At 63.3% G+C, this 23918-nt stretch carries 22 protein-coding genes; 10 read left to right on the top strand and 12 right to left on the bottom strand.

From position 1 onward, the window contains the following. The first annotated feature begins 119 nt into the window (after positions 1–119). Together RX331_RS07365 and RX331_RS07360 are read left to right on the top strand one after the other, a co-directional pair. On the top strand, positions 120–1379 hold the full coding sequence (locus tag RX331_RS07365; RefSeq protein ID WP_317255946.1) for an MFS transporter: 1260 nt from the start codon (positions 120–122) through the stop codon (positions 1377–1379). Positions 1380–1410: 31 nt separating this feature from the next. Continuing rightward, complete coding sequence (locus RX331_RS07360) at positions 1411–3123, top strand: protein kinase domain-containing protein (RefSeq protein WP_317255945.1); 1713 nt, start codon at positions 1411–1413, stop codon at positions 3121–3123. Between the two features lie 62 nt (positions 3124–3185). Here the strand turns inward: RX331_RS07360 and RX331_RS07355 are convergent, their stop codons facing one another. From RX331_RS07355 to RX331_RS07325, 7 genes are all read right to left on the bottom strand, one after another. Beyond that, positions 3186–4622 (bottom strand): NAD-dependent succinate-semialdehyde dehydrogenase, encoded by a 1437-nt coding sequence (locus RX331_RS07355; RefSeq protein ID WP_317255944.1) that lies wholly within the window; start codon positions 4620–4622, stop codon positions 3186–3188. Between the two features lie 96 nt (positions 4623–4718). Beyond that, on the bottom strand, positions 4719–5282 hold the full coding sequence (locus RX331_RS07350) for an ATP-binding cassette domain-containing protein (protein ID WP_317255943.1): 564 nt from the start codon (positions 5280–5282) through the stop codon (positions 4719–4721). Positions 5283–5374: 92 nt separating this feature from the next. After that, positions 5375–6076 (bottom strand): ABC transporter ATP-binding protein, encoded by a 702-nt coding sequence (locus RX331_RS07345; RefSeq protein ID WP_317255942.1) that lies wholly within the window; start codon positions 6074–6076, stop codon positions 5375–5377. Continuing rightward, complete coding sequence (locus RX331_RS07340; protein ID WP_317255941.1) at positions 6073–6816, bottom strand: ABC transporter ATP-binding protein; 744 nt, start codon at positions 6814–6816, stop codon at positions 6073–6075. The genes RX331_RS07345 and RX331_RS07340 overlap by 4 nt, the downstream gene beginning before the upstream one ends. Further along, positions 6807–7850 (bottom strand): branched-chain amino acid ABC transporter permease, encoded by a 1044-nt coding sequence (locus tag RX331_RS07335; protein ID WP_317255940.1) that lies wholly within the window; start codon positions 7848–7850, stop codon positions 6807–6809. Before RX331_RS07335 ends, RX331_RS07340 begins: the two co-directional genes overlap by 10 nt. Before the next feature lie 2 nt (positions 7851–7852). Further along, entirely contained in the window at positions 7853–8773 is a 921-nt protein-coding gene (locus RX331_RS07330) for a branched-chain amino acid ABC transporter permease (RefSeq protein WP_317255939.1), read from the bottom strand. Positions 8774–8846: 73 nt separating this feature from the next. Next, on the bottom strand, positions 8847–10139 hold the full coding sequence (locus tag RX331_RS07325) for an ABC transporter substrate-binding protein (RefSeq protein WP_317255938.1): 1293 nt from the start codon (positions 10137–10139) through the stop codon (positions 8847–8849). A gap of 123 nt (positions 10140–10262) precedes the next feature. Between RX331_RS07325 and RX331_RS07320 the strand changes: the two genes are divergently transcribed. Together RX331_RS07320 and RX331_RS07315 are read left to right on the top strand one after the other, a co-directional pair. After that, positions 10263–11099, top strand: a complete 837-nt coding sequence (locus RX331_RS07320; protein WP_317255937.1) for a MurR/RpiR family transcriptional regulator — start codon at positions 10263–10265, stop codon at positions 11097–11099. A 28-nt stretch (positions 11100–11127) separates the two neighbouring features. Further along, positions 11128–11952 carry an SDR family NAD(P)-dependent oxidoreductase gene (locus RX331_RS07315; RefSeq protein ID WP_317255936.1) on the top strand — a complete coding sequence of 275 codons (825 nt, stop codon included), beginning with the start codon at positions 11128–11130 and terminating at the stop codon, positions 11950–11952. A gap of 14 nt (positions 11953–11966) precedes the next feature. On the opposite strand, the gene RX331_RS07310 is transcribed toward RX331_RS07315, so the two are convergent. Next, positions 11967–12842: a phosphonopyruvate hydrolase gene (locus tag RX331_RS07310; RefSeq protein WP_317255935.1), complete on the bottom strand. Its 876-nt coding sequence runs from the start codon at positions 12840–12842 to the stop codon at positions 11967–11969. 38 nt (positions 12843–12880) lie between these two features. Further along, on the bottom strand, positions 12881–14080 hold the full coding sequence (locus tag RX331_RS07305; protein ID WP_317255934.1) for an adenylate/guanylate cyclase domain-containing protein: 1200 nt from the start codon (positions 14078–14080) through the stop codon (positions 12881–12883). Positions 14081–14272: 192 nt separating this feature from the next. Between RX331_RS07305 and RX331_RS07300 the strand changes: the two genes are divergently transcribed. After that, positions 14273–15244: a Bug family tripartite tricarboxylate transporter substrate binding protein gene (locus RX331_RS07300; protein WP_317255933.1), complete on the top strand. Its 972-nt coding sequence runs from the start codon at positions 14273–14275 to the stop codon at positions 15242–15244. A 28-nt stretch (positions 15245–15272) separates the two neighbouring features. Here the strand turns inward: RX331_RS07300 and RX331_RS07295 are convergent, their stop codons facing one another. The 3 genes from RX331_RS07295 to RX331_RS07285 are packed head-to-tail and all read right to left on the bottom strand — an operon-like array spanning position 15273 to position 17911. Beyond that, on the bottom strand, positions 15273–16106 hold the full coding sequence (locus RX331_RS07295; RefSeq protein ID WP_317255932.1) for an N-acyl homoserine lactonase family protein: 834 nt from the start codon (positions 16104–16106) through the stop codon (positions 15273–15275). A gap of 41 nt (positions 16107–16147) precedes the next feature. Beyond that, on the bottom strand, positions 16148–16531 hold the full coding sequence (locus RX331_RS07290) for a carboxymuconolactone decarboxylase family protein (protein ID WP_317255931.1): 384 nt from the start codon (positions 16529–16531) through the stop codon (positions 16148–16150). 27 nt (positions 16532–16558) lie between these two features. Continuing rightward, entirely contained in the window at positions 16559–17911 is a 1353-nt protein-coding gene (locus RX331_RS07285) for an MmgE/PrpD family protein (RefSeq protein WP_317255930.1), read from the bottom strand. Between the two features lie 205 nt (positions 17912–18116). Between RX331_RS07285 and RX331_RS07280 the strand changes: the two genes are divergently transcribed. From RX331_RS07280 to RX331_RS07260, 5 genes are all read left to right on the top strand, one after another. After that, positions 18117–19010, top strand: coding sequence for an NAD(P)-dependent oxidoreductase (locus RX331_RS07280; protein ID WP_317255929.1), 894 nt, complete (start codon positions 18117–18119; stop codon positions 19008–19010). 31 nt (positions 19011–19041) lie between these two features. Then, positions 19042–20439, top strand: coding sequence for an MmgE/PrpD family protein (locus tag RX331_RS07275; RefSeq protein WP_317255928.1), 1398 nt, complete (start codon positions 19042–19044; stop codon positions 20437–20439). A gap of 62 nt (positions 20440–20501) precedes the next feature. Next, positions 20502–21437, top strand: a complete 936-nt coding sequence (locus tag RX331_RS07270) for a branched-chain amino acid ABC transporter permease (RefSeq protein WP_283032487.1) — start codon at positions 20502–20504, stop codon at positions 21435–21437. 2 nt (positions 21438–21439) lie between these two features. Beyond that, positions 21440–23224, top strand: a complete 1785-nt coding sequence (locus RX331_RS07265; protein WP_317255927.1) for a branched-chain amino acid ABC transporter ATP-binding protein/permease — start codon at positions 21440–21442, stop codon at positions 23222–23224. Then, positions 23211–23918, top strand: a complete 708-nt coding sequence (locus RX331_RS07260; protein WP_317255926.1) for an ABC transporter ATP-binding protein — start codon at positions 23211–23213, stop codon at positions 23916–23918. The genes RX331_RS07265 and RX331_RS07260 overlap by 14 nt, the downstream gene beginning before the upstream one ends.

Here is a 23918-nt window from a genome sequence, read left to right as displayed (position 1 = left end):
AGGCAGAGCGAGAGTGCGCCTCAACGACGAGACGACTCGCTTCCCAACATTAAACTCCTCTGTGCCGAGATGACCGCGCTTCTTGCGCGACATCACGCGCCGATGTTCGAGGCTTTCAGATGAAGTTTGCTGAATTCAAGAAGGCCGGCCATTGGCCCACGCTGCTCGCCGCCTTTCTCTACTTCGACATAAGCTTCATGGCTTGGGTCGCGCTCGGTCCGTTGATCGTCTACATCGTGCGCGACATGAACCTTGCCGTCGATGAGAAGTTCACCCTCGTCGCCATTCCAGTTCTCGCCGGAGCGCTGCTGCGGGTGCCGATGGGACTGCTCGCCGACCAGTTCGGCGCCAAGAAAACAGGAATTATCGCACAGCTTATCGTCATCGCCGCGACGGCCTGGGTCTGCTATTTCGGACTTCCCAGCAAGCTGTCGATCGAGCTGTTCGGCCTCGCGCTAGGCGTCGGCGGCGCCTCGTTCGCGGTGGCGTTGCCGCAGGCGAGCCGCTGGTACCCGCCGCAGTATCAGGGCGTCGTGATGGGCATTGCCGGCGCCGGCAATATGGGCGTCGTGCTCGACACCATGTTCGCGCCATCGATCGCCGAGCATTGGGGCTGGCAGGCCGTGTTCGGTGTGCTGCTGGTTCCGATGCTGCTGATCCTCGCCTACTATATCTACGCCGCCAAGGACGCGCCCGGCGAGCGGAAGCCGGTTTCGCTGAAGGCCTATGGCACGCTGCTGCGCGATCCCGACAGCCGCTGGTTCATGTTCTTCTACTTCATCACCTTCGGCGGCTTCGTCGGCCTCGCCAATGCGCTGCCGCTGTACTTCACCGTGCAGTATCACGTCTCCGGCGTCGCGGCGGGTCTGCTGGTTTCCCTGATCGTCATGTTCGGTTCGGGCTTCCGCCCGGTCGGCGGCCTGATCGCCGACCGCATCGGCGGCATCCGCTCGCTGTCGATGTTCTTCGGCGTCGTCGTCGCGGCGTATCTCGTCATCGCCTTCATGCCGGAGGGACCGGCTGCGCCGGTGCCGGCGGGCTGGGCGCTCACCGAAATGCCGAAGATCGCCTGGATGTCGGTGCTGCTGTTCTCGGTCGGCGTGCTCGCGCTCGGCATGGGCAACGGCGCCGTATTCCAGCTCATCCCGCTCCGCTTCCGTCAGGAGATCGGCCTGATGACCGGCATGGTCGGCTGCGCCGGCGGCATCGGCGGTTTCTTCCTCGCCAAGACGCTCGGCCTCGCGAAGGGAATGACCGGCGGCTTCGGCGCGGGTTTTCTATTTTTCGGCCTGCTGGCGTTGCTTGGTTTCATCGGACTTGCCATGGTCAAGGTGCGCTGGCGCACCACCTGGGGCGCCGCATCGGGAGCGCGGGTCTGAGGATCCGCGCTGCTAATTTGAGGCCGCGCGGGTGACGATCGGTTCGCAACGTAATCTCGGGGTTCGCGTCGGCTTCGTCAGCGAAACCGGCAAGCGCTCCGCCAATGAGGATTACGTCGGCACCTGCCTCGGCCAATCCGGCCTGAACAATCGCGACATCGTCGCCGCCGTTGCTGACGGCGTCGGCGGACACAAGGGCGGACGCGAAGCCGCCGAGCTCGCGGTCCGCTGCTTCATCGACGCCTATTATTCTTTGCCGGAAACGCTCGGCGTGCGCCGCCGGGCATCGCGCTCGCTGGAAGCCGCCAACAGCTGGATCTATACGCAGGGCCGCACCGATCCCCGGCTCAGCGGCATGAGCTGCGCCTTCTCGTCAATCATCCTGTCGCGGCGGCTCTGCCACGTCATCCATATCGGCGACACCCGCGCCTATCGTCTGAGCGAGGGGCGGCTGGAGCGGCTGACCAAGGATCATATCGCTGGCCGCGGCGACCTCGCGCACCTGCTCAACCGCGCCATCGGCTTCGAAGATTTCGCCCGCTTCGATTATGCGACCGTGGGATTGCGCCAGCACGACAGGCTGCTAGTCTGCAGCGACGGCGTTCATGGCACACTCGCCGATCACCGGTTGCAGCTACTGCTAAGCGAGCGCACCTCGCCGGAAGAATCCGCACGCGCCCTGGTCGATGCGGCGCTCGATGCCGGCTCGACCGACAACATGACCGCCTTGGTGCTCGACGTCGTCGACCTACCGCCGGCGGACCGCGACGAACTCACCCACTCGATCGCCACGCTGCCGATCCTGGATCTGCCCGAAACCGGTGATGTGGTCGACGATTTCGCGCTCGGCGAAATCCTGTCCGACGGCCGCTACAGCCGGCTGTTCAAGGCCATCGACAAGCGGCAAGGCCGCGAGGTCGTGCTCAAATTTCCGCATCCGCGCGTCGCCAGCGAGGGCTCGTATCGTCTCGCCTTCGTCCGCGAAGCCTGGGTCGCGGCGCGCGTGCGGAGCCTGTGGATCGGCGAAATCATCGAGCTGCCCGCCGAACGGCAGACGCGTCTTTATTCTGTTATGCCGCTCTACGAAGGTGAGACGCTGGAGCAGCGGCTCAACCGCTCGCCGCAGCTTTCGCTGGCCGAAGGCATCGGGATCGCAACCAAGCTGGCGCGCGCGGTGGCGACGCTGCACCGGGCCGGCATCATCCATCGCGACATCAAGCCCGATAATGTCATCCTGCTGAAGGGCGGCGGATTGCGGCTGGTCGACCTTGGCGTCGCCCGCGTCCCGCTGCTCGAGGATTTTCCGGCCGAGGATATTCCGGGGACGCCGAGCTACATGGCGCCCGAGCTGTTCGGCGGCCGGCCGGGCGATGAGTTTTCCGATCTCTATGCCCTCGGCGTCACCGTGTACCGGATGTTCACCGCCGCCTATCCCTATGGCGAGATCGAACCGTTCTCGCGGCCGCGCTTCGGCAAGCCCGCCAATCTCGCGCGCTATCGCCCGGACCTGCCGGCCTGGCTCGACGCGGTGATCGGCAAGGCGCTCCACGTCGACCCGGCACAGCGCTATGGCGACGTCATCGAATTCTCGCACGAACTGGAGAACGGCGCGACATGGGCGAAACCCGCTGTTACGTCGCGGCGCTCGCTCTATGAGCGCGATCCGCTGGTGTTCTGGAAAAGCCTGTCCGCAAGCCTCGTCGTGCTCGTCATCCTGCTGCTCGCATGGATCGTAAAAAATTAGCCCGATGCTCGCAGGAGCATCGGGCCATATTGTGAGCGAAGCAGGCGGCTTCGCCGTCTGCGTCACACCCCGGTCTGGGTGATGAACTTGGTGTTGAAATAGCCTTCCATCGCCTCAGTGCCGCCTTCCGAGCCGTAGCCGGAATCCTTGACGCCGCCGAACGGCACTTCAGGCAGCGCAAGACCAAAACTATTGATCGAGACCATGCCGGCTTCAATCGCCGCGCCAATCGCGGTTGCCGTCTTAGTCGAGCTGGTGAAGGCGTAAGACGCAAGGCCGAACGGCAAGCGGTTGGCTTCCTCGGCGACCTCGTCGAAGGTCGAGAAGCGCGAGATCAGCGCGAGCGGCCCGAACGGCTCCTCGTTCATGGCGCGGGCATCCTTCGGCACGTCGCTGACGACCGTCGGCTCGAAGAAGTAGCCCTTGTTGCCGACGCGGTGGCCGCCAGTCTCGAGCTTGGCGCCCTTGCCGACGGCATCCTGCACCATGCCCTCGATCGCGGTGACGCGGCGCGGATTGGCGAGCGAGCCCATCTTCGAGTCGGGATCGAGGCCGTTGCCGACCTTCATCGACTTGGCGCCCTCGACGAACTTGTCGACGAACTCCTTGAACACGTCGTCCTGCACCAGCATGCGGGTCGGCGAGATGCAGACCTGACCGGCATTGCGGTACTTCGCCGCCGCCAGGATTTTAGCTGCCGAGGTGACATCCGCGTCCTTGAACACGATGGCCGGTGCGTGACCGCCGAGCTCCATGGTGGCGCGCTTCATGTGCAGGCCCGCCAGTGCCGAGAGCTGCTTGCCGACGACGGTCGAGCCGGTGAAAGAGATCTTACGGATCACCGGGTGCGGAATCAGATATTCCGAAATCTCCGACGGCACGCCGTAGACGAGGTTGATGACGCCATCGGGCACGCCGGCATCGACGAACGCCTTGATCAGTTGTGCCGGGGATGCCGGGGTTTCCTCGGGCGCCTTGACGATGATCGAGCAGCCGGCGGCGAGACCCGCAGAGAGCTTGCGGACGACCTGGTTGATCGGGAAATTCCAGGGCGTGAAGGCGGCGACCGGGCCAACCGGCTCCTTGACGGCGATCTGATAGATGCCGGGGCCGCGGGCCGGGATCACCCGGCCATAGGCGCGCTTGGCTTCCTCTGCGAACCATTCGATCACGTCGGCCGCCGCCATCGCCTCCATCTTGGCTTCCGCGAGGGTCTTGCCCTGCTCCATGGTCAGTAGCGGCGCGATCTCGTCGTTGCGCTCGCGCATGATCTGAGCCGCCTTGCGCATGATCCGACAACGCTCGAACGGCGCCACCGCGCGCCACACTTTAAAACCCTTGGCGGCCGCTTCCAGCGCCTCGTCGAGATCGGCGCGATCAGCATGGGCCACCGTGCCGATTTCCTCCTCGGTCGCCGGGTTGAGCACGGCAATCGTCTTGCCCGACTGGCTCGGACGCCATTTGCCGTTGATGAAGAGTTGGGTATTCGAATATGCCACGAGACTTTTCTCCCTGAGCTTACTAGTCGCCAAATGGCGGGCGGCGGAAATTCAGGCGCGTATATGATGGAAGCCTTATCAAATTGCAAAGCCGATTCAGTGGTGCGCGTCCGCGCGAATTGCGCATAGCGCCTCCGCGGCCCGCGTCATTCCCGCACCCAGATAGCTCCGGAACCGCGGCTGGCTGGTCAGCGTCGCAAAATCCGGCAGACGGGTCACGCCGCCATCGGCCACCAGCAGATATTGCTCGGCGATCTCGGCCAAAATTTCCAGGTGCCAGGCCGCGGTCGGATGCAGGCACAGCACGACCAGCCGGCCCTCGGCCCGCAGCTTGCGAAAGAAATCGAGCATGAAGCCGACATAGCCGTCCTGCAAATTGAACTGCGGCTCATCGAACAGATGCACCATCGGCGCGGCCGTTGGCGACTTTTCGAGCAGCACGGAAGGTACAAGCTTGCGAAACCTGCGGACCTGATAGGACTGGTGATAGTGGATCGCCAGCCGGTCGCGTTCGCGGTATTTGACCCGGTGAATGTCAGTGCCGGCAACATAGACCCGGCCGGACGACGGCGCGTTGGAGCCGGTCATCATTTCGAACAGCGTGGTCTTGCCGGCTCCGTTCGGCCCGACCACACCGATGATCGAGGGCTGGTCGATCACGAGATCCGCCTCAAGAGTGAAAGTTGCGCGCCGAACTATCCGCCCACGCGTATAGATCTTGCGGACAGCGTCAAGAGCAAGCAACGGTGCCATCAGTGCACTCCAAGCAGTCGCTGGCGCAGCGCGCGGTCATCACGCAGCGTGGCAGCCTCGCCTGTCCACGCGATCCGGCCGCGATCGATCACCGCAGCCTGATCGGCGACCGACAACGCGATCTCGGAGTTCTGTTCAACCACGAGCGATGCCACGCCTTCGCTTCGCAGCCTGCGGATGGTCGCCAACACGTCACCGACAACCTTCGGCGCGAGACCCTGGCTCGGTTCGTCGAACAGGATCAACCCGGGCGCTCCGACCAGCGCGCGGGCGATCGCCACCATCTGCATTTCGCCGCCCGAGAGATTTTCGCAATCGCGCTCCATCAGATATTCAAGGGGCGAGAAAATCTCGCAGGTTTCCTTGATCGTCCAGCTGCGGAACGGCGTGCGCTTCTGCGCGATGCCGAGATTGCGGGCGACTGAGAGGGTCGGACATAGCCGGCGGTCGTCCGGCACCCAGCCAATGCCGGACCGGGCGATTTCGTGCGTCGCGCGATGGGTGACGTCGCGTCCGTCGAACCTGATCACGCCGCGCCGCGGCCGCGTCAATCCCAGGATCGAGCGAAGCATCGTGGTCTTGCCGGCGCCATTCGGGCCGAGCAAGGCGAATACCTTGCCGCGCTCGACGGCCACCGACGCGCCGAACAATGCCTGGGTCTCGCCATAGAAGGTATCGACGGCTTCGACTTCGAGGATCATGCGAACCGCCCCAGGTTGGACCGTTTGACCCATTCGTTCTGCTGCAGTTCCTGCGGCGCGCCGCGCGCGACCACCTGACCCCAATGGATCACGGAGATGCGGTCCGCCAGCGAGAATAGGAATTCCATGTCGTGCTCGATTGCCACGATCGTGAGCTTGCGCTTGAGCTGGCTGACCAACTGGCCGAGCCGCTGCACGCCATCGGTGCCGAGGCCGGATGTCGGCTCGTCCAGACATAGCACGCGCGGCTTCTGCCCGAGCGCAACGGCAATTTCGAGCGCGCGGCGGTCGCCATAGGAAAGATCCTTTGCGCGGACGTCGGCCTTGTCGGCCAGACCGACCATCACGAGAATGTCTGACGCCTGCGCCGCAAGTCCGCCATCCGCCGCGGCCGCGCGATGCAGGTCGAAGCCACGTGCGCGAAAGCCCGGCAAGCCGACCATGATGTTGTCACGGGCGCTGAAGTCGTCGAACAGCGTCATGATCTGAAATGAGCGGGCGATGCCCCTGTCGGCGATACGGTGCGGGCTGAGGCCGGTGACATCCTCACCGGCGAGCCGGACCGACCCGCGGCTCGGCTTGACGCGTCCGGTAAGCACATTGAAGAACGTGGTCTTGCCGGCGCCATTCGGGCCCATCAAGCCATGGAATTCACCCTCCGGCACCGCAAGATCGATGCTTTCCAGCACGACCCGGTCGCCAAAACGAACGTGGACTCCCTCGACCTCGATCAGCGCCATCTCCCGCCTCCGAACAACAGGCGCAACGCCGAGCCACCCTGCTGCCGCACCAGATGCAACGACCTGTTCTGCCAGGCAGCAGCCACGGCTCCGGCGACACCCTCGGGCCGGAACAGCACGACGGCCATGAATAAGAGGCCGAAATACAGCATCCACGCGTTGGTCAGCGCACCGATCACGTCGCGTGCGATCAAGAACAGGAAGACGCCGACCACCGGCCCCCAGAAGCTGACGAGACCGCCGCCGACAAGCGTCATCATCACCACATAGCCGGATTGATGCAGGCTCATGACATCAGGGAAAGCTGCGAGTTGCGCCATCGCGAACAGGCCGCCGGCAAATCCCGATATGGCCGCCGACAACGTGAAGATCGAGGCCTTGTAGAGCCAAACATTGTAGCCGAGATGCGACGCTCGCGTTTCGCTCTGCTTGATCGCCGCAATCACGCGGCCATAGGGCGAATGCACCAGCCGCCACATCGCAATGACCGCAACGGCGAACACGATAAGGACGAAATAGTAGAACGCGACATTGCCGGAGAGATCGAACGATGCAAACCCAAAATCGGCCGGCAGACGTGCGATCTTCAACAGCCCGTCCTCACCGCCGGTGACCTTGTGCGACTTGATCGCCAGCGTCCAGAAGATTTGACCGAACGCAATCGTCATGAAGGCATAGTAGATGCCGCGCCGGTGCGAGATGAACAGCGCCACCAGCGCACCGGCGAGCCCAGCAACGGCGAACGCAGCCGCCATGCAGACCCAGAGATTGGCGGCGACGTTGAACTGACAGAGACCAAAGGCGTAGGCGCCGATTCCGAAATAGGCGCCATGGCCGAACGATGGCAGGCCAGCCATCCCCAGCACCAGGTTGAACGCCAGGGCATAGATCGACCAGATCAGGATCTCGATGCCGAGATAGGGATAAAGGCCGGCATGCGCGATCCATACTGGCACGGTCGATAACGCCAGGAACAGGACTAGCATGGTGGGCGTGATCAGCCGCAGGGAATCCGATTGGTGTGTCGCAATCATCTTCAGGCCTCAAGCACGCTTTTCTTGCCCCAGAGGCCCCTCGCCCTGAAGGTTACGACCGCGACCAGCAGTACGTACATCGATAGCAGCGACCATTCGGACGCATAGGCCCCGGAGAGACCGACGGCGAGACCGACCAGGAGCCCGGCCACCACGGCGCCCCAGAAGCTGCCGACGCCGCCGAGCACGATCACCAGGAATGCTGGAATGACGGCATCGACCCCCATATGCGGACGAATCCCCCAAATCGGCGCCACGATGATGCCGGCGATCGCCGCCAGCGTGGTGCCGAATACGAAGACCAATAGCCGCAGTCGCGTCAGGTTGATCCCGAGCGCGCGCACGATCTCGCTGTCATGCGCGCCGGCCTTGACGGTCGCGCCAAACGGCGTCTTTTCGATCAGCAGCCAGACCAGTCCGATGATGACGGCCGCAGTGCCCGCAGCATAGAAGCGATAGGTCGACCAGATCAGATCGCCGAACAGGAAGCCGCCATTGATCGCCTGCGGCACCTGCAGGACGTAATCACGCGTGCCCCAGGTCAGGCGGATCGTTTCCTCGATCACCATCGCCGCGCCGAACGTCAGCAGAAGACCGTACATCGGATCCTTGCCATAGGTCCGCCGCATGCAGAATTCGATCACGATCCCGACGAGGCCCGCCGCCAAAGGCGCAAGGATTAGCGTCGCGGCATAGCGCCAGCCAAGCGGCAGCGCGAGCCAGGCACTCGCGATGCCGGGCGGCAGAGGCGGACGCGGCCCCATCAGTTGCATCGCGAAGTAAGCGCCAAGCGCGAACAGCGAGCCATGCGCCAGGTTGATCTGCTCCATCAAGCCGACGATCAGCATGAAGCCGAGCGCAATCAGCGCGAACAACAGGCCGAGCGTAAGGCCGTTGAGAATATGCGGAAGAAGATCGAACAAAATCGCTCTCGTAGCTGGATTGCAAGGCAGCGGGCGCAGCCGCGTCCGCTGCTGGTTCATTCAAGCCCGAGACTCAGGAATCCACGGTCGGGACCCGCTCGTAGGGAACGAGCTTGCATTTGGCAGCGGCATCGCTATCGGCGACCGCCTTGGGCTCCGTCCAACTGATGATCTCGTAAAGATCAGTGCTGTCGGACGGCTTGGCGTTTCGCCGCGCCAGATAGATCGTCTGCTGCATCTGGTGCGTGACCGGATCCATATAGGCATCGAAATGCTGCATGCGGTCGGTCGCCGACACCTTGAGGTTTTCCAGTTCCTTGATGATCTTGACGTTGTTGGTCGAGCCCGCGCGCTCGATCGCACGCAGCAATTCACGCGTCGCCATGTAGCCGTTGTAGGAGACGTTCCCGGGCACCGGTATCGCCCCCTCCTTGTTCGTGGCCTGCCATTTCTTCACAAATTCGGCGACGCCGGGTAGCGCCAGCTTGTGATACCAGGTGGTGCCGAACACGCCGAACAGGCTGTTGGGCGCGCCCCAGACATCGGGCCAGTCCTGCTGGTTGTTGATCCAGGCCGGCTTGCCATCGAGCTTGAGCTGGGCGACCTGCTCGCGCAGCGCCTTGATATCGTCGCCGCCAATCGCGGTTGCCACCACGTCAGGTTTCGCCTGCTGAATCTTCAGGAGATAGGCGGTGAAGTCGCGGGTATTCTGCGGCACCAGCAGATTGTCGATGATCTTTCCGCCGGCTGCTTCGATCTGTGCTTTGGTCGCCGCCGACGTGGTGTGGCCCCACACATAGTCGTTGGTGAGTAGCATCCAGTTCTTGCCGATCGAAGTGACCGCGTTGTGCACCGAGGCCTTGGAAAAATTTGTGCCATTGCCGTCCCAGACGAATTTGATACGCGAACAGTTTTCGCCGGCCTCGCTCGGCGCCGAGGAATTGGTGTTGAGGTAGATGACGCCATTCTTGGCGGCGACTTGCGTGATGGCGTTGGCAACGCCGGAATGCACCGCGCCGATCAGGATGGTACAGTCCTCCCGCGTGATGAAACGTTCGGCGATGCGGCTGCCGGTGGCCGGCGTCGTTTCGGTATCGGCCGTGATCCATGTGATCTTGCGCCCGAGCACGCCGCCCTTGGCGTTGGCTTCATCGATGGCCATCTGGATGCCGCGCAGATCGTCCTGCCCGCTATTACCGTATTGGCCGCTGGCGTCGCAGGTCAGGCCAAGCTTGATCGGCTTGGCACCCTGCGCCCAGGCCCGGTTCTCCTTCCACGGCCCGAAATAACTTGCTGTGCCGGCCAGGGCGCTGGCCATCAGGCTGCCCTGCAAAACGCTTCGCCGCGAGATCTCACGCTTTTTCATGGCTCCCTCCCGAGCAGGTTCGTTTTCTTGTTGCGGCACTTAGAATGAACGTTCTATTCTTACCTGTAAAGTGGAATGTTTGAACCAGTCGGCGAAATGGCCGCGATGGGATAAAGCTGGCGCATGAACAAGCCTGTCGACACGGCGATGACGTATGACGAACTGCGCGGGGCGATCGCCCAGCGGCATCGCGCGCTGTCGGGCCGACTGCAGCAGATCGCCGAGTTTGTGCTGGATCACCCGATCGACGTGGCGTTGGGCACCGTGGCTGAGATCGCCGAACGATCCGGCGTGCCGCCATCGGCCATTGTTCGCTTCGCCCATGCCCTGGGGTTCGGCGGCTTCACCCAGATGCAGCAGGTGTTTCGAACGCGCCTCGTCGCCGGTGTGGCGCCGAGCTACAAGGCGCGGCTCGCACGCATGAAGAGCGAGGAGAAGTCGGTGCTCGGCCGCAAGCCCGCGGCGGTGCTGGGCCGTTTCGTCGCCGAAGCCCAATCGAGCCTGGTGACGCTAAGTCAGTCGGCCCATGAGCGCCAGCTCGAAGCTGCCATCATGATTTTGGCCAAGGCGCGCGACATTTATCTGCTCGGCCTCGGCGGCTCGTTTCCGGTGGCGACGCATCTGGCCTATGTGCTGCGCAAACTCGGGCGGCGCGTGGTGCTGCTGGACGGCACCGGCGGCAGCATCCACGAGCAATCGCACCCGGCGACGTCCGAGGATGCCTTGGTCGCGATCAGCTTCCGCAACTACTATCCGGACACGGCTCGGCTGTTTCCCGAACTGGTGGCGCGCAATGTGCCGGCGATATCGATCACCGACAGCCTTTTGAGCCCGATCGTGGAGGGCGCGTCGGTCGTGTTCGAGATTCAGGACATGCCCGAGCCGGCCTTGCGCACGCTGGTCGCGCCGATGTGCTTGGTACAGGCACTCGCGATCGGTCTGGATCTGGCTGCAGACTAACCCTTTTGCACTCAGGAGAACCAATATCATGCCACAACACGACGCCGCGCGGGCGCTGCAGGGCAAGGTTGCGCTGGTGACTGGCTCAGGCCGCGGGCTCGGCCGCGCCTTTGCCGAACGGCTGGCGGCAATGGGCGCCGCTGTCGCGATGCATGGCATGCGCGAAAATGGACCCGCGGAGTATGGCGAGGGATCGACGTTGACGGCGGTGGCTGAACAGGTGGCCGCGGCGAACGGCGTGCGCACCATCCGCGTGCTCGGCGATCTCACTGATGGTGCCGATATCGCACGCGTGGTCGAAACCACGGCGAGGGAATTGGGCCCGATCGACATTCTCGTCCACAATGCCGGCGGCGACATCGCGGCCAAGGGCGGCAAGCCCGATCCGAACGACGCCGTCAACATTCGCGAGGAGGACGTGCGCGCTGTGCTCGATCGCAACCTGCTCTCGACCATCCTGACCTGCCAGGCGGTTGCGAAGGAAATGATGCCGCGGCGTCAGGGCCGCATCGTCACCATCGGCTCGGTCGCCGCTTTCAAGGGCCGCACCAACGGCTCGATCTATGCGGTCGCAAAGGCCGGCATGACGCATTACACCCGCTGCCTCGCCGATCAGCTTCGCGCCTACGACATCACCGTGAACTGCATCGCGCCGGGCGACACCCGCACCGGCCGCTTCATGGGCACGCGTGCGGTCGACCAGAACCGGATGGTCGAATCAGGCACACTCGACCGCATCGCCACCGTCGACGAAGTGGCGCGCGTCGTCGAGGTGTTCGCCGGCCCGCTCGGCGCGTTCGTCTCGGGCCAGGTGCTGCGTGTCGACGGCGGCGGACAGTGCTGGGCGGCGTGAGATCCTGTCGCTGCTCATCTGAGGTAGCGCTGCTCGTTGACCTTCACCAGGTCCATGTCCTGCAGGCGGAAGATCTCTTCGACCGAGACGATCTTCTTGTCGACATTCTGGATGCCGCCATCCTTCAGGATGGATGCGAACACATCCTTCATCGCCGTGACGGCGGCGCGGATCGCGTGATTGCCATAGATCACCATCCTGATCTTCTCCAGCGCGCGGATGCGATCCGCCGTCATCTCGGGATAGGCAGTCGGGACGATGACGATCGGCGCCCTGCCCTTCCATGCGCGCACAAAACTTTCCACCTCGTCAGGCGTCTTTTGTTTGGAGTGGATCAGGATCATATCCGCGCCGGCCTCCTCATAGGCTGCGGCGCGTTGCAGCGCTTCGTGCTGCCCCAATCCCGCGATCAGCGCTTCATCCCGCGCGATCACCAGGAAAGCTGCGTCGTCCCGCGTTTGACACGCGGCTTCGATCTTGCCCTGAAACTCCTCGATCCGCAGCAGGTCTTGGCGGCCGTCGGCAACGAGGCTGGTGACCTTCGGAAACGACTTGTCTTCGATAACGACAGCAGAGGCGCCGGCGCGTTCGTATTGCTGGACGGCATGGATCACGTTGATGGCGTTGCCGAAACCGGTATCGATGTCGGCTACGATCGGCAGATCCACCCTATCAGCCATGGCGCGCATCATCTCGATATGCTGCGTCATCGAAACCAGGCTGACGTCGGGCAGGCCGTATAGCGCCGAGAGCTCGAAGCCCGAGGCCCAGATGCCGTCGAACCCAGCCTCCTTCGCCAGCCGCGCCGAGAGCGGACTATGCGCCGCCATGATATGGACGAGACCGGAATCGGCCATCTTGTCCCTCAGCAGACGTCCTTTGCCGGTCATGCTACATTTCCCCTGGCTCTGCCGACGATAAACCCCATTCAGCCGTGATATGCAAACAGCTCAATCGGCTCGCTGAAGCCCCGCACCGGGTGTTCGCCGACGCGTTCGAGATCGAATTCGCCCTGGACCAGATCGGCGAACGCGCGGGATAGCAGCACCTTCCTACCCAATTGCTTGGTCAGCGCTTCGAGACGCGAAGCCATGTTGACGGCGGGACCGATGACGGTGAAATCGAGCCGGGTGCGCGATCCGATATTGCCGTACATGACGTCGCCGACATGGACGCCGATGCCGTAATCCAGCGGCGCACGGCCGGTTGCACCGTTGTTTTCGCTGAGAGCAGCCAGGGCCTCACGGGCCTCGGTCACGGCATGCAGCAGGTCCGCGCACGCCGACGGGTGGGTAAGCGGAAAAATGGCGAGCAGGCCGTCGCCGATGAATTTCAATATTTCACCGCCATGTCGCGCGATCGGCTCCGACAGCGCGTCAAAATAGCTGTTCAGGAGATCAATGACGTCGTCGCGCGGCCAGTTATCGGAGATTCTGGTGAAGTCGCGCAGATCGCAGATCATGATGGCGGCGCGCACCGTCGTCCCGCTGCCCCGCCTGGTGGCGCCGGCCAGCACCATTTCGCCGGCATGCGACCCGACATAGGTTTCCAATAATGTTCGCGCCAGCCGGTTCTTGACGCGGATTTCGCTGACCAGCGCCAGAACAGGCACCAGCTTTTGTAAACGCGCGAGATGCGCGTCGTCAAAGCCGCCGGGGCGGTCGGTCGCAAAGGTCACGAGGTGCCGCTTGCCGAGCGTATGGTACAAGGGCCAGGCGACATAATCGGTCAACCCCTTGGCCCGCATCTCGTCATAAACGGCGTGCTTTCGGCCCAGCGACGGATCACGCTCGAGGCGTTCGCGCACCTCGGTGGCGCCCTCGTGAATTTCGTTGGCGGGACTGCCGATGTATTCCGAGCGCCCCCTGACATCGTAGTCGACCCTTTCAATCGTAGCTTCGCGCGTTCCATCGGTCCATAGCATCCGGGCGCCGAGCCATTGCGGATGATGGATCAGAAAATGAAGTGTCGCCCGCTTGACGGGAATGCCCGCTCGCTGAAGGCGTAAGCACAATTCGGCGAAAATATTGTCGATGAAGCGTTCCTCGCGCGTACCGTTCGTCAGCCAGTGCACGATGTCGTCGTCGGAATATACGGGGGCAGGATCGACGTTTGGCAGCGGGTTCATGTCTTGCTCTCAGGGGTAGAGTGGATCGCCATGCACCATATGTGGTGTCCGGCAGCCTGTTGCAAACGCCCCCCGCGCCGTAGCGGACATGGCCGGCGCACTGGCTGCGCAGGCGAAAATGCCCAATCACCTTGCCCGGCGGCGAAACCAGCATAAGATTGTAGAAAAGAACAACGATAAGGGAGGCGACAGTTGGCGAAGCAGTTGATCTCTGCGGCCGTGCTCTTGGCGATGGCCGGAATAAACGGCGCTTGGGCCGAAGACTATCCCGCAAGAACGGCGACAATTATCGTCCCATTCGCCGCCGGCGGGCCGGCTGACATCACAGGGCGGATCGTCGCTGACATCCTCTCCCGCTATCTCGGTCAGAAATTCGTGGTGGAGAACGTCGTGGGCGCCGGCGGCACGACGGGAGCGATACGCGCCGCCCGCGCGCCGGCGGATGGCTATACGATCCTGTCCGGCCATCTCGGCACCAATGCGCTGGCGCCAGCGTTCTATCCGAATCTCGGCTACGATCCGCAAAGGGATTTTGAACCAATTGGATTGACCGCCGAATATCCGGAATTGCTGGTCGCCCGGAAGGATTTCCCAGCCAACAACCTCAAGGAATTTGTTGCCTACACAAAGGCTAACCCGGAAAAGCTCAATGTCGGGCACGCCGGGCTCGGCTCGGTATCCTATATCGGCTGTCTGCTTCTTCACTCGGCGATCGGCATCAAGCCAACGATGGTTCCCTTCACCGGGACCGCTCCGGTGCTGAATGCCATGCTAGCGGGTCAGGTCGACTATGAGTGCGATCCTGTACTGGGGACGTTGGGCCAGATACAGGCAGGAAGCGTCAAGGCGCTGGCGATCGCCTCAAGAAAGCGCAGCCCCTTGCTGCCCGACGTACCGACTTCCCACGAGCAGGGCCTGCCCCAATTCGACATGGCGCCGTTCTACGGCGTGTTCGTGCCCACAGGCACGCCGCAGGCCATCGTCGACAAGCTCGCGGACGCTCTGAGCAAGGGGCTGAACGAGGAAGCTGTACAAAAGCGGCTGGCAGAACTTGGCGCCGAAAGCGTGGAGCCAAGCCGCCGTGGACCAAAGGCCCTAGCCGATCTCGTCAAAAGCGAAGCCGCGCGGCTGCTGCCGATCCTAAAGGCCGCAGGAGAAAAATAGAACGCGCCTGCTTGGGCGAATTCGCCTGCTAATGCACTGGCAAATAGTCCGCACGAACCGGCGCGGCGCCGGATGGCGGGACGTCGAGCCGCACCGCAATCCCCTCCAACTCCTGGCTTGGGGCCGGATAAAGCTTCATGACGAGCGGATCGTGCCCCGGAACGATATGGCTCTCGTCCGGTGCAAGCGCGAGCAATTTTTCGAAGCCTTCGAGCATCTCGCCGATATGCAGAGCTGTGGTGAACGGCCGCTCGCTCGCCATGTTTTCGTAGAAATGGCTGACATCGGAGGCGAGTACGACGAAGCCCCGGCGGGTCCTGACGCGAACGAATTGCAGCCCGGCCGAGTGGCCTCCGGCCGCGTGGATCGTAATGCCAGGGGCAATTTCGGCATCGCCATCATAAAACAAGACCCTGCGGGCGTAATTGAGCCGCACAATCCCGCAGATATCTTCGACCTCGAAGGAATGCGACAGCCTCGGATAGCGCATGTAGCGGCCCGTGGCATAGGCCAGCTCGCGCTCCTGAAGATGGAAACGTGCATTCGGAAAGCGGTCGAAATTGCCGGCATGATCGTAGTGCAGATGGGTGAGGATCACATCCTCCACCGCATTCACATCGATATTGAGTGCGCCGAGCGTTTGCACCGGGCAGCGCAAAAAAGTCCGGTTCCGCCTCGCGCATACCTCCGCATTGAACCCGGTGTCGATGACGAAGGCACGCCCGCCTCCTCGCGCCACCCACATGAAATAATCCATCGGCATCGGCCCGTCATGCGGATCGCCGCCGATGAAATGATCGCTGCGGCGCGCATCGCGGGTCGCATAGCGGATGGCGAACAGTTCGTATTCCGGCTCGGCCATGCGATCCCCCGATGCTCCGGCGCTCGATTACTTGGTCTCGCCTACTTGGCCTCTACCTCGTTGAACGCCTCACGCGCGTTGCGGAAGGCATCGATGCCGGCGGGCACGCCGCAATAGACCGCCACTTGAAGCAGGATTTCCTTGATCTCGTCCTTGGTGAGTCCGTTCTTCAACGCGCCCTTGACATGCAATTTCAGTTCATGCGGCCGATTCAGCGCACCGAGCATCGCCAGATTGACGATGCTGCGGGTTCGCTTGTCCATGCCCGGCCGGGTCCACAGCGCGCCCCAGCAGAACTCCGTCGACCATTCGGCCATCGTGCGGGTAAACTCATCGGCGCCCGCAATCGACTTGTTGACGTAGTCCTCGCCGAGAACCTCTTTACGGACCTTGAGGCCCTTTTCGAACAGCTCGCTTTTGCTCATGGATCGTCCTTTCAGGTTTGCAGAGCACTATTGTTTGACCGATGACGCACATTGCATCATGCCGGCGATGTCGCCGCACTTGTCGAGTTTCCACACCGCTTCGATGATAAGCTCGGCGTCCCAATCGCTGCCGCCGCGCGATACACCATCGCGTAGTTTGGCTTCGATATCACGATCATCCAGCGGATCGGCAAGGCTGCCGCGCGGAGACATCACGGTTTCGGTGATGGTCTCACCCGATGCCAGGCGAATGCTAACGCGCGCAGCGCCGTCGGGCATGGAGCTGTCGAGCTCCGCCCGCACCTTTTCGCGGAAATTTGCAATATCCGGCCGGAACACGGTTTCGCGCGCAAACTCGGAGACGCCGGCGGCGCCGAGCAAGAGCCCGCAGGCAACGCAATGATGAATGCTCACCCGAGCGTCACGCTCGTTCCTGACCGGCCGGTCCCCGCGTGCAAGCAGCAGCGCAGACCCCTGCACCGTGACGGCCTCGATCTGGTCGATCCGCCCGATGCGGTCGCGCAACCTGAAACAAGCGTCGATCACCGCATGAAACACGATGCCCGCCGGATAGGGCTTGTAGGTGTTCTTCGATATCTCCCAGGTCCGGCCAAGGTCGCCAAGCAGGCGCTCAAGATCGGGATCATCGCCCATGGCGCGCGCCCAGCCGAGCGGGCCCTCGATGGCCCGTGGCGCCGCTTCATAGCCCTGCTGCGCGAGTAACGCCGCGAACAGCCCGTTTCGCGCGGCGTTGCCGACGCTGACATTTTTTGCCGCGGTCGGAAGGTTCTCGACATTTCCAGCAGATTGGCTTGCGGCGATACCGATCGCATTGGCGATGCCGTCCACCGACAATCCGAGCAGTCTCGCACAGGCCGCCGCCGCGCCGAATATTCCGCAGGTCGAGGTGATGTGCCAGCCGCGCGCGTAATGGTGCGGAGAAACGGCATTGCCGATCCGGCACTCGACCTCCACGCCGAGGATGAACGCCGTCAGCACCTCCGGGCCGGACAGCTTGCGGGCTTCCGCCAGCGCCAGCACGGGAGCCGCGACCGGCGCCGCGGTATGAATGATCGTCTCGGGGTGGGTGTCGTCGAAATCGAGAAGGTTCGCCGAGATGGCGTTGACGAACGCCGTCCCTATCATATCGAGCCGTTCGGTCCGGCCGATGATGGTCGAGTTCGCCGTACCGCTGAACGGCAACAATGTCCGCACGGCGATCGTGACCGCCGGATCATGGGCCGAGCCGAGCGCGGTGGCGAAGAAATTGAGGATCGACCGCTTGGCCTCATGCTGCTGCGCCGCGACATCCGCCCATGATGTGGCGGCAACCAACTCAGCCAATGTCCGGCTGACGCCTGAAATTTCGCTTTGCGGCACCGGGGCACATTCCTCGCTTTCTGCGAACCTTAAGCCGACCTGCGGCCAACTGTCGACCCCAAAACGTTCAGCTTGACATATTGACTGACAATCTGAACAAATGCGGCGCGGCCACGAGAACCGGGGCCCCGACAATCGAACAACGACGACAAGTCGAACAACAACAGCGCGCTCGCCTTTCGAGACGCGCGACAGGGAGCAGACGATGGCGGGAGAGACGCTCGGCGTAATCGGTACGGGCCGGATGGGCGGACCTATGGCAGGGCGATTGCTGGACGCCGGCTATTCCCTTGTCATCTATGACACCCAGAACGAAGCGATGCAGCCGCTGTTGAGGCGCGGCGCACAGCAAGCCAAATCGCCGGCCGATGTCGCCTCCCGCGCAGAGATCGTACTCGCCAGCCTGCCGACGCCCGATATCGTCAAGGCGGTCGCGCTCGGCTCCGACGGCATCAGCAGCGGCAGTCGCGCGCGCATCGTGGTCGATCTGTCGACCACGGGCCCCGGCGCCGCCAAGATGGTAGCTGAGGGCCTGAAAGCCAAGGGCATGACGCTCGTGGATGCCCCCGTCAGCGGCGGCATCAAGGGCGCCGTCAACGGCACGCTGGCCGTGATGGTGTCGTGCCCGCAAGCGACCTACGAGACCGTGAAGCCAATCCTGAAGAATTTCGGCAAGCTGTTCTACACCGGCGACAAGCCCGGCGTGGCCCAGACGGCAAAACTCGCCAACAATCTGATGGCGGCCGCGGCGCTGGTGATCACATCGGAAGCGGTGGCGATGGGCGTCAAGGGCGGCGTCAACGCCAAAGTCCTGATCGACATCATCAATGCCAGCAGCGGCCGCAACAGCGCGTCCGAGGACAAGTTCCCGCGCGCCGTGCTGCCCGGCACATTCGATTTCGGGTTTGCGACCGGCCTTTCCTATAAGGACGTGCGGCTCTGCATCGATGAAGCCGAAGCCATGGGCGTGCCGATGGTCTGCGGCGCGGTGGTGCGGCAGATGCTGGCGATCACCAACGCCAAATTTGGCGCGGCATCGGATTTCACGTCGATCGCCAAAGTCGTAGAGGAGTGGGCCGGCGTGCAGATGCGGGGCTGATCGGCAAACTAATCAGGGAATGGTGAGTGCCATGGCGATCGGCGCGACCGTGTCAGGTAATGAACCGCTGGCGCGTCGAATGGCGCGATCGGCGCTTGTCGTCGAGTTCGCGGATTTCAGTTCGGAGATCGTCGCAAAGGCGAAACTCTGTCTGATCGACTTCCTTTCCTGCGCGTTCGAGGCCGGCGGTCACCCGTGGAGCCGTCAGGCCATTGCAGCGACCCATTCCGCCAGCAGTGGCGCGACGATTATCGGAACCTCCCGGCTTGCATCTCCCACGGATGCGGCCTTTGCCAATGCAGTGATGGGCCATGGCCTGGTGCGCGAGGACATGCATGCGGCCAGCATCTCGCATCATGGCGTCGTGATCTGGCCGGCCCTGCTCGCGCTCTCCGAACGGGCGCCCTTGCGCGGCACTACCCTGCTCGCCGCCGCCATCATCGGCTATGAGGCTGGCGCACGGATCGGCCGTGCGTTATTCAACGCCTACCTCGCCCGCCTGTACCGGCCGACCGGTCTGGTCGCGCCGCTCGGCGCCGCCTTGGCCGGCAGCTTTGCACTTGGCCTTTCCGAGCAAGCTGCGACGAGCGCCATCGCGATCGCTGCCAACACGTCCAGCGGCCTCAACGAGTGGCCACGCGTCGGCGGCTCCGAAATGTATTTTCACCCCGGCTTCGCGGCTTCCAACGCGCTCAAGGCCATCGCGCTTGCCGAAGCCGGCGCGCTTGCCTCCGAGACCATTCTGGAAGGCGAAGCCGGCTTGTTCGCCGCCTACCGGCGACAACCCGCACCTGACGAAATCCCGCTATTTGCAGGTGGCGAGGCGGAGATCATGGCCGTCTACAACAAGCCGGCGCCGGCCTGCAATTTCGCGCAGACCGCATCGCAGGCCGCGCTCCGCGTCTCGCACGAGCTCGCCGAAACCGAATCGATCGAGCGGATCGTCATTCGCGCGCCTGAAGCCGCGGTCCGCTATCCCGGCTGCGATGCCAAGGGGCCTTTCCGGAATGCGCTGCAGACAAAGATGAGCATTCCGTTCAGTGTGGCGGCCACACTCACCCGGGGTGAGATCGACGAGGAGAACTATGCGTCCCTCGACGATGCGGAAATCCTCCGCCTCATCGCCGCAACCGATCTTCAGAGCGATACCGCCTTCACAGCCGCTTTCCCCGCGAAACAAGGCGCCGATGTCACTGTCCACCTGCGCGGTGGCAAGACGATCCGGCATAGCCTTTCCGACGTCGTCGCCGCGACCCCGGCGGAAATCCGCAGCCGCTTTCGCGCCGCCGCTGCGCGCGTGATCGGCGAGGATCGCGCACGCCGGCTGGAAGAGACCATCGATGGCTGCGAACGGCTTGGCGATGCCGGAATCATCGCCGCTTCATGCCGGCTCGAGCCGCCCGGACAGATATTGCGAACAGCGTCTTAAGCGAGTGTCGGGGGAATCGTGAACCAGAAAACCAGCATCGCCATATCGGGGAGCCGCCGCTGATGGAGGGCTTTCTGCAAGCGCTCGCCGCCGGCCTGTTGATCGGCGCCGTCTACGGTCTGATGTGCGTCGGCCTCGGACTGATCTTCGGCGTCATGCGCGTGATCAACTTCGCCCATGGCGACTTCATGATGCTCGGCATGTATGTCGCCTTCTATCTCTTCACCGCTGCAGGCGTTCAGGCCGTCTTCGGCAACGCTGTGGGGCCGTTCGTCGCGATATTGCTCGCCGGCCCCGTACTCGCGGTCTTCGGCTATTTCGTTCACCGCACCCTGATCTCGCATGTATCGGGCACCCGTACCGCCTCGCTCGAGGGCGAAGGTCACTATGCCCAGCTCATCCTCACGCTCGGCATCGCGCTGATCCTGCAGAACGGTGGCCTCATCGTGTTCGGATCGGTGCTCGCCTCGATCCGTACGCCGCTCTCGAGTTCGGCCTGGGAGCTCGGTCTCACCTCCGACATCAGCGTCTTCATCAACAAGGCGCGCGGCATCGATGCCATCGTCTCGCTGGTGACCATGACGTTGCTCAGCCTGCTGATCACGCGCTCGCGGATCGGCAAGTCGCTGCGCGCCGCCGCCGACAACCCGACCGCGGCCACCTATATGGGCATCGATGTCGACCGTGCGCACCGCGTCGCCTTTGCGCTCGGCTGCGGCATCACCGCCATCGCCGGCGGCCTGCTCGCCACTAATTACCCGTTCCACCCCTTCGTCGGCCTCGAATATGTCATCGTGATGTATGCTGGCGTCGTGCTCGGTGGCATGGGCAGCATCATCGGCGCCTTCTGGGGCGGCATGACCATCGGCCTGGTCCAGCAGATGTCGACGCTGATCCTGCCGACGCAGCTGCAGAACGCGGCGATCTTCGTCGTCTTCCTCCTGATCATCTTCTTCCGTCCGCAGGGCTTCTTCGGGCGCATGGTCGAGAGGACGTGACCATGCCCCAGCTCCGCTCGCTGCTGCCGGCGATTATCTTCACAATCGCCTATGCGGTCGTCTCGCTCAGCGTCACCAACTCCTATTATCAATTGGTGTTGACGCTGGTTCCGGTATGGGCCGTGTTCGGCCTGTCCTGGAATCTGCTCAGCGGCTACACGGGTTTGATCTCGTTCGGTCACGCCGCCTTCTTCGGGATCGGCGCCTATACAACCGCGCTCGGCCAGATCTATTTCGACCTGTCCCCCTGGCTGCTGATCCCGGTCGCGGCGATGCTCGGCGGCGTTGCCGGGCTCCTCATCGGCTTTCCGACCTTCCGTCTGCAGGGCCATTATTTCGCGCTGGCCATGCTCGCCTACCCACTCGCCATTCTCTACGTCTTCGAGTGGCTCGGCTTTCAGGAAGTCACGTTGCCGATGAAGCGCGAGGCACCGATCGCCTATATGCAGTTTGGCGATCCCCGGATCTACACGCTGCTGGCGCTGGCGATCATGCTGGCCACGATCATTCTGACGCGGATCATCGAGCAATCCCGCTTCGGCATGGCACTGCTCGCCATCAAGCAGAACGAGGCTGCGGCCGAGGCGGCCGGCATCAATACGCTGGCCTGGAAGCTACGCGCGATCACGCTCAGCGGCGCCATCGCCGCCGCGATCGGCGCCTTCTATGCGCAGGTCCTTCTGGTCGTTACCCCTCAATCCGTATTCGGTATGCTGGTGTCGGCGCAGGCGCTCACCGTTGCCATGTTCGGCGGCGTCGGCACGGTATGGGGACCGGTGATCGGCTCGGTCATCCTGATTCCGCTGGCCGAGATACTGCATGCCGAAGCCGGCGATCGCTTCCCGGGCATCCAGGGCGTGATCTTCGGCTTCGCCATCATCTGCGTGATCCTGGTTGCCCCGGAAGGGCTGTTCTGGAAGCTGCGCGATCTCCTGCGCAAGCGATTTGCAAGAACGAGCACCGTTCAGAGGCCTGCTACGCCGAGCGCATTGCAGGCGGCCGCCGCTACTGTGACACCGTTACCCTTGGCTCGGAAGCGCGCCGCCACCTCCGAAGTCGTGCTCGAAGTACGCAACCTCTCGCGATCCTTCGGCGGCCTGAAGGCCGTTCAGAATGTCAGCTTCCGGCTGCACAAGAACGAGATCCTCGGCATCATCGGCCCGAACGGCGCCGGCAAGACCACGCTGTTCAATCTCTTGAACGGCTTCCTGCGCCCCGATGAAGGCGAAGTCCTGATCGACGGCCGCAACATGTCCGGCGAACGGCCGCATACGATCTGCGAGGCCGGAATCGGTCGCACCTTCCAGGTCATGCGCCCGTTCCTGCGCATGTCGATAACAGACAACGTCGTGGTCGGCGCCTATGTGCGCGCAAAGACGGAGGACGAAGCACGAAAGCTCGCGGCCGAGGCCATCGCGCGCGTCGGCCTGTCCGGTGTGGCCGACCGCGTCGCCGGCGAACTCTCGACCAAGGAATTGCGCCTGATGGAGCTCGCGCGGGCGCTTGCCGGCCAGCCGCGAATTCTGCTGCTCGACGAGACCCTCGCCGGGCTCGGCCACGGCGAAGCGGACGAGGTCGTCGCCGTCATCCAGCAACTCGCCCGCGACGGCATCACTATTGCGATCATCGAGCACACGATGCAGGCGATGGTCCGCCTGGTCGACAGCTTCGTCGTCCTCGACCATGGCGCCGTCATCACCGAAGGCGAGCCGGAAATTGTCACGCGCGACAACCGCGTGATCGAGGCCTATCTCGGCAAGAAGTGGGTGGCCCATGCTCCGCATTGAGGGATTGAGCGCGGGCTATTCGGCCAAGCCCGTTCTGAACGGCGTGTCGATCAATGTCGCCGCAGGCCAGTTCGTCGCAATCGTCGGGCCGAACGGTGCCGGCAAGACCACGCTGTTCAAGACCATCTCCGGTATCCTGCAGCCGAGCGCCGGCCGGATCATGTTCGGTGATGCCGACCTCCTGACCGTGCCGCCGGCGCAGCGCGCCCATCTCGGCATCGCGCACGTGCCCGAGGGACGCCAGGTCTTTCCGTCGCTCACCGTGATGGAGAACCTCGAAATGGGCGCGATGACCGAGAGCGGACGGCGCGACTGGAAGCAGAATATCGAGCGCATCTTCGAATGGCTGCCGGTGCTTGCCGAGCGCCGCGGTCAGTTCGCCGGCACGCTGTCGGGCGGTCAGCAGCAGATGCTGGCGATCGGCCGCGGCCTCGCCTCCTCGCCGAAGCTGTTGATGCTGGACGAGCCGTCGATGGGCCTCGCGCCGTCAACCGCGGATTTCATCTTCGAGCGGCTGATCGATATCCGCAAGCAGTCCGGCCTGACCATGCTGCTGGTCGAGCAGCGCGTGGCGGAAGCGCTGGAATCGGCCGACCACGGCTACGTCCTCGAAGCCGGGCGCGTCGTGCTCGAAGGCAACAACGAGACGCTGCGCGCCGACGACCGGGTCCGCAAGGCCTATCTCGGCATGTGA

The sequence above is a fragment of the Bradyrhizobium sp. BWA-3-5 genome, assembly GCF_032917985.1.
Lineage (GTDB): Bacteria > Pseudomonadota > Alphaproteobacteria > Rhizobiales > Xanthobacteraceae > Bradyrhizobium.
This window is presented reverse-complemented; position numbering and strand designations above follow the sequence as displayed.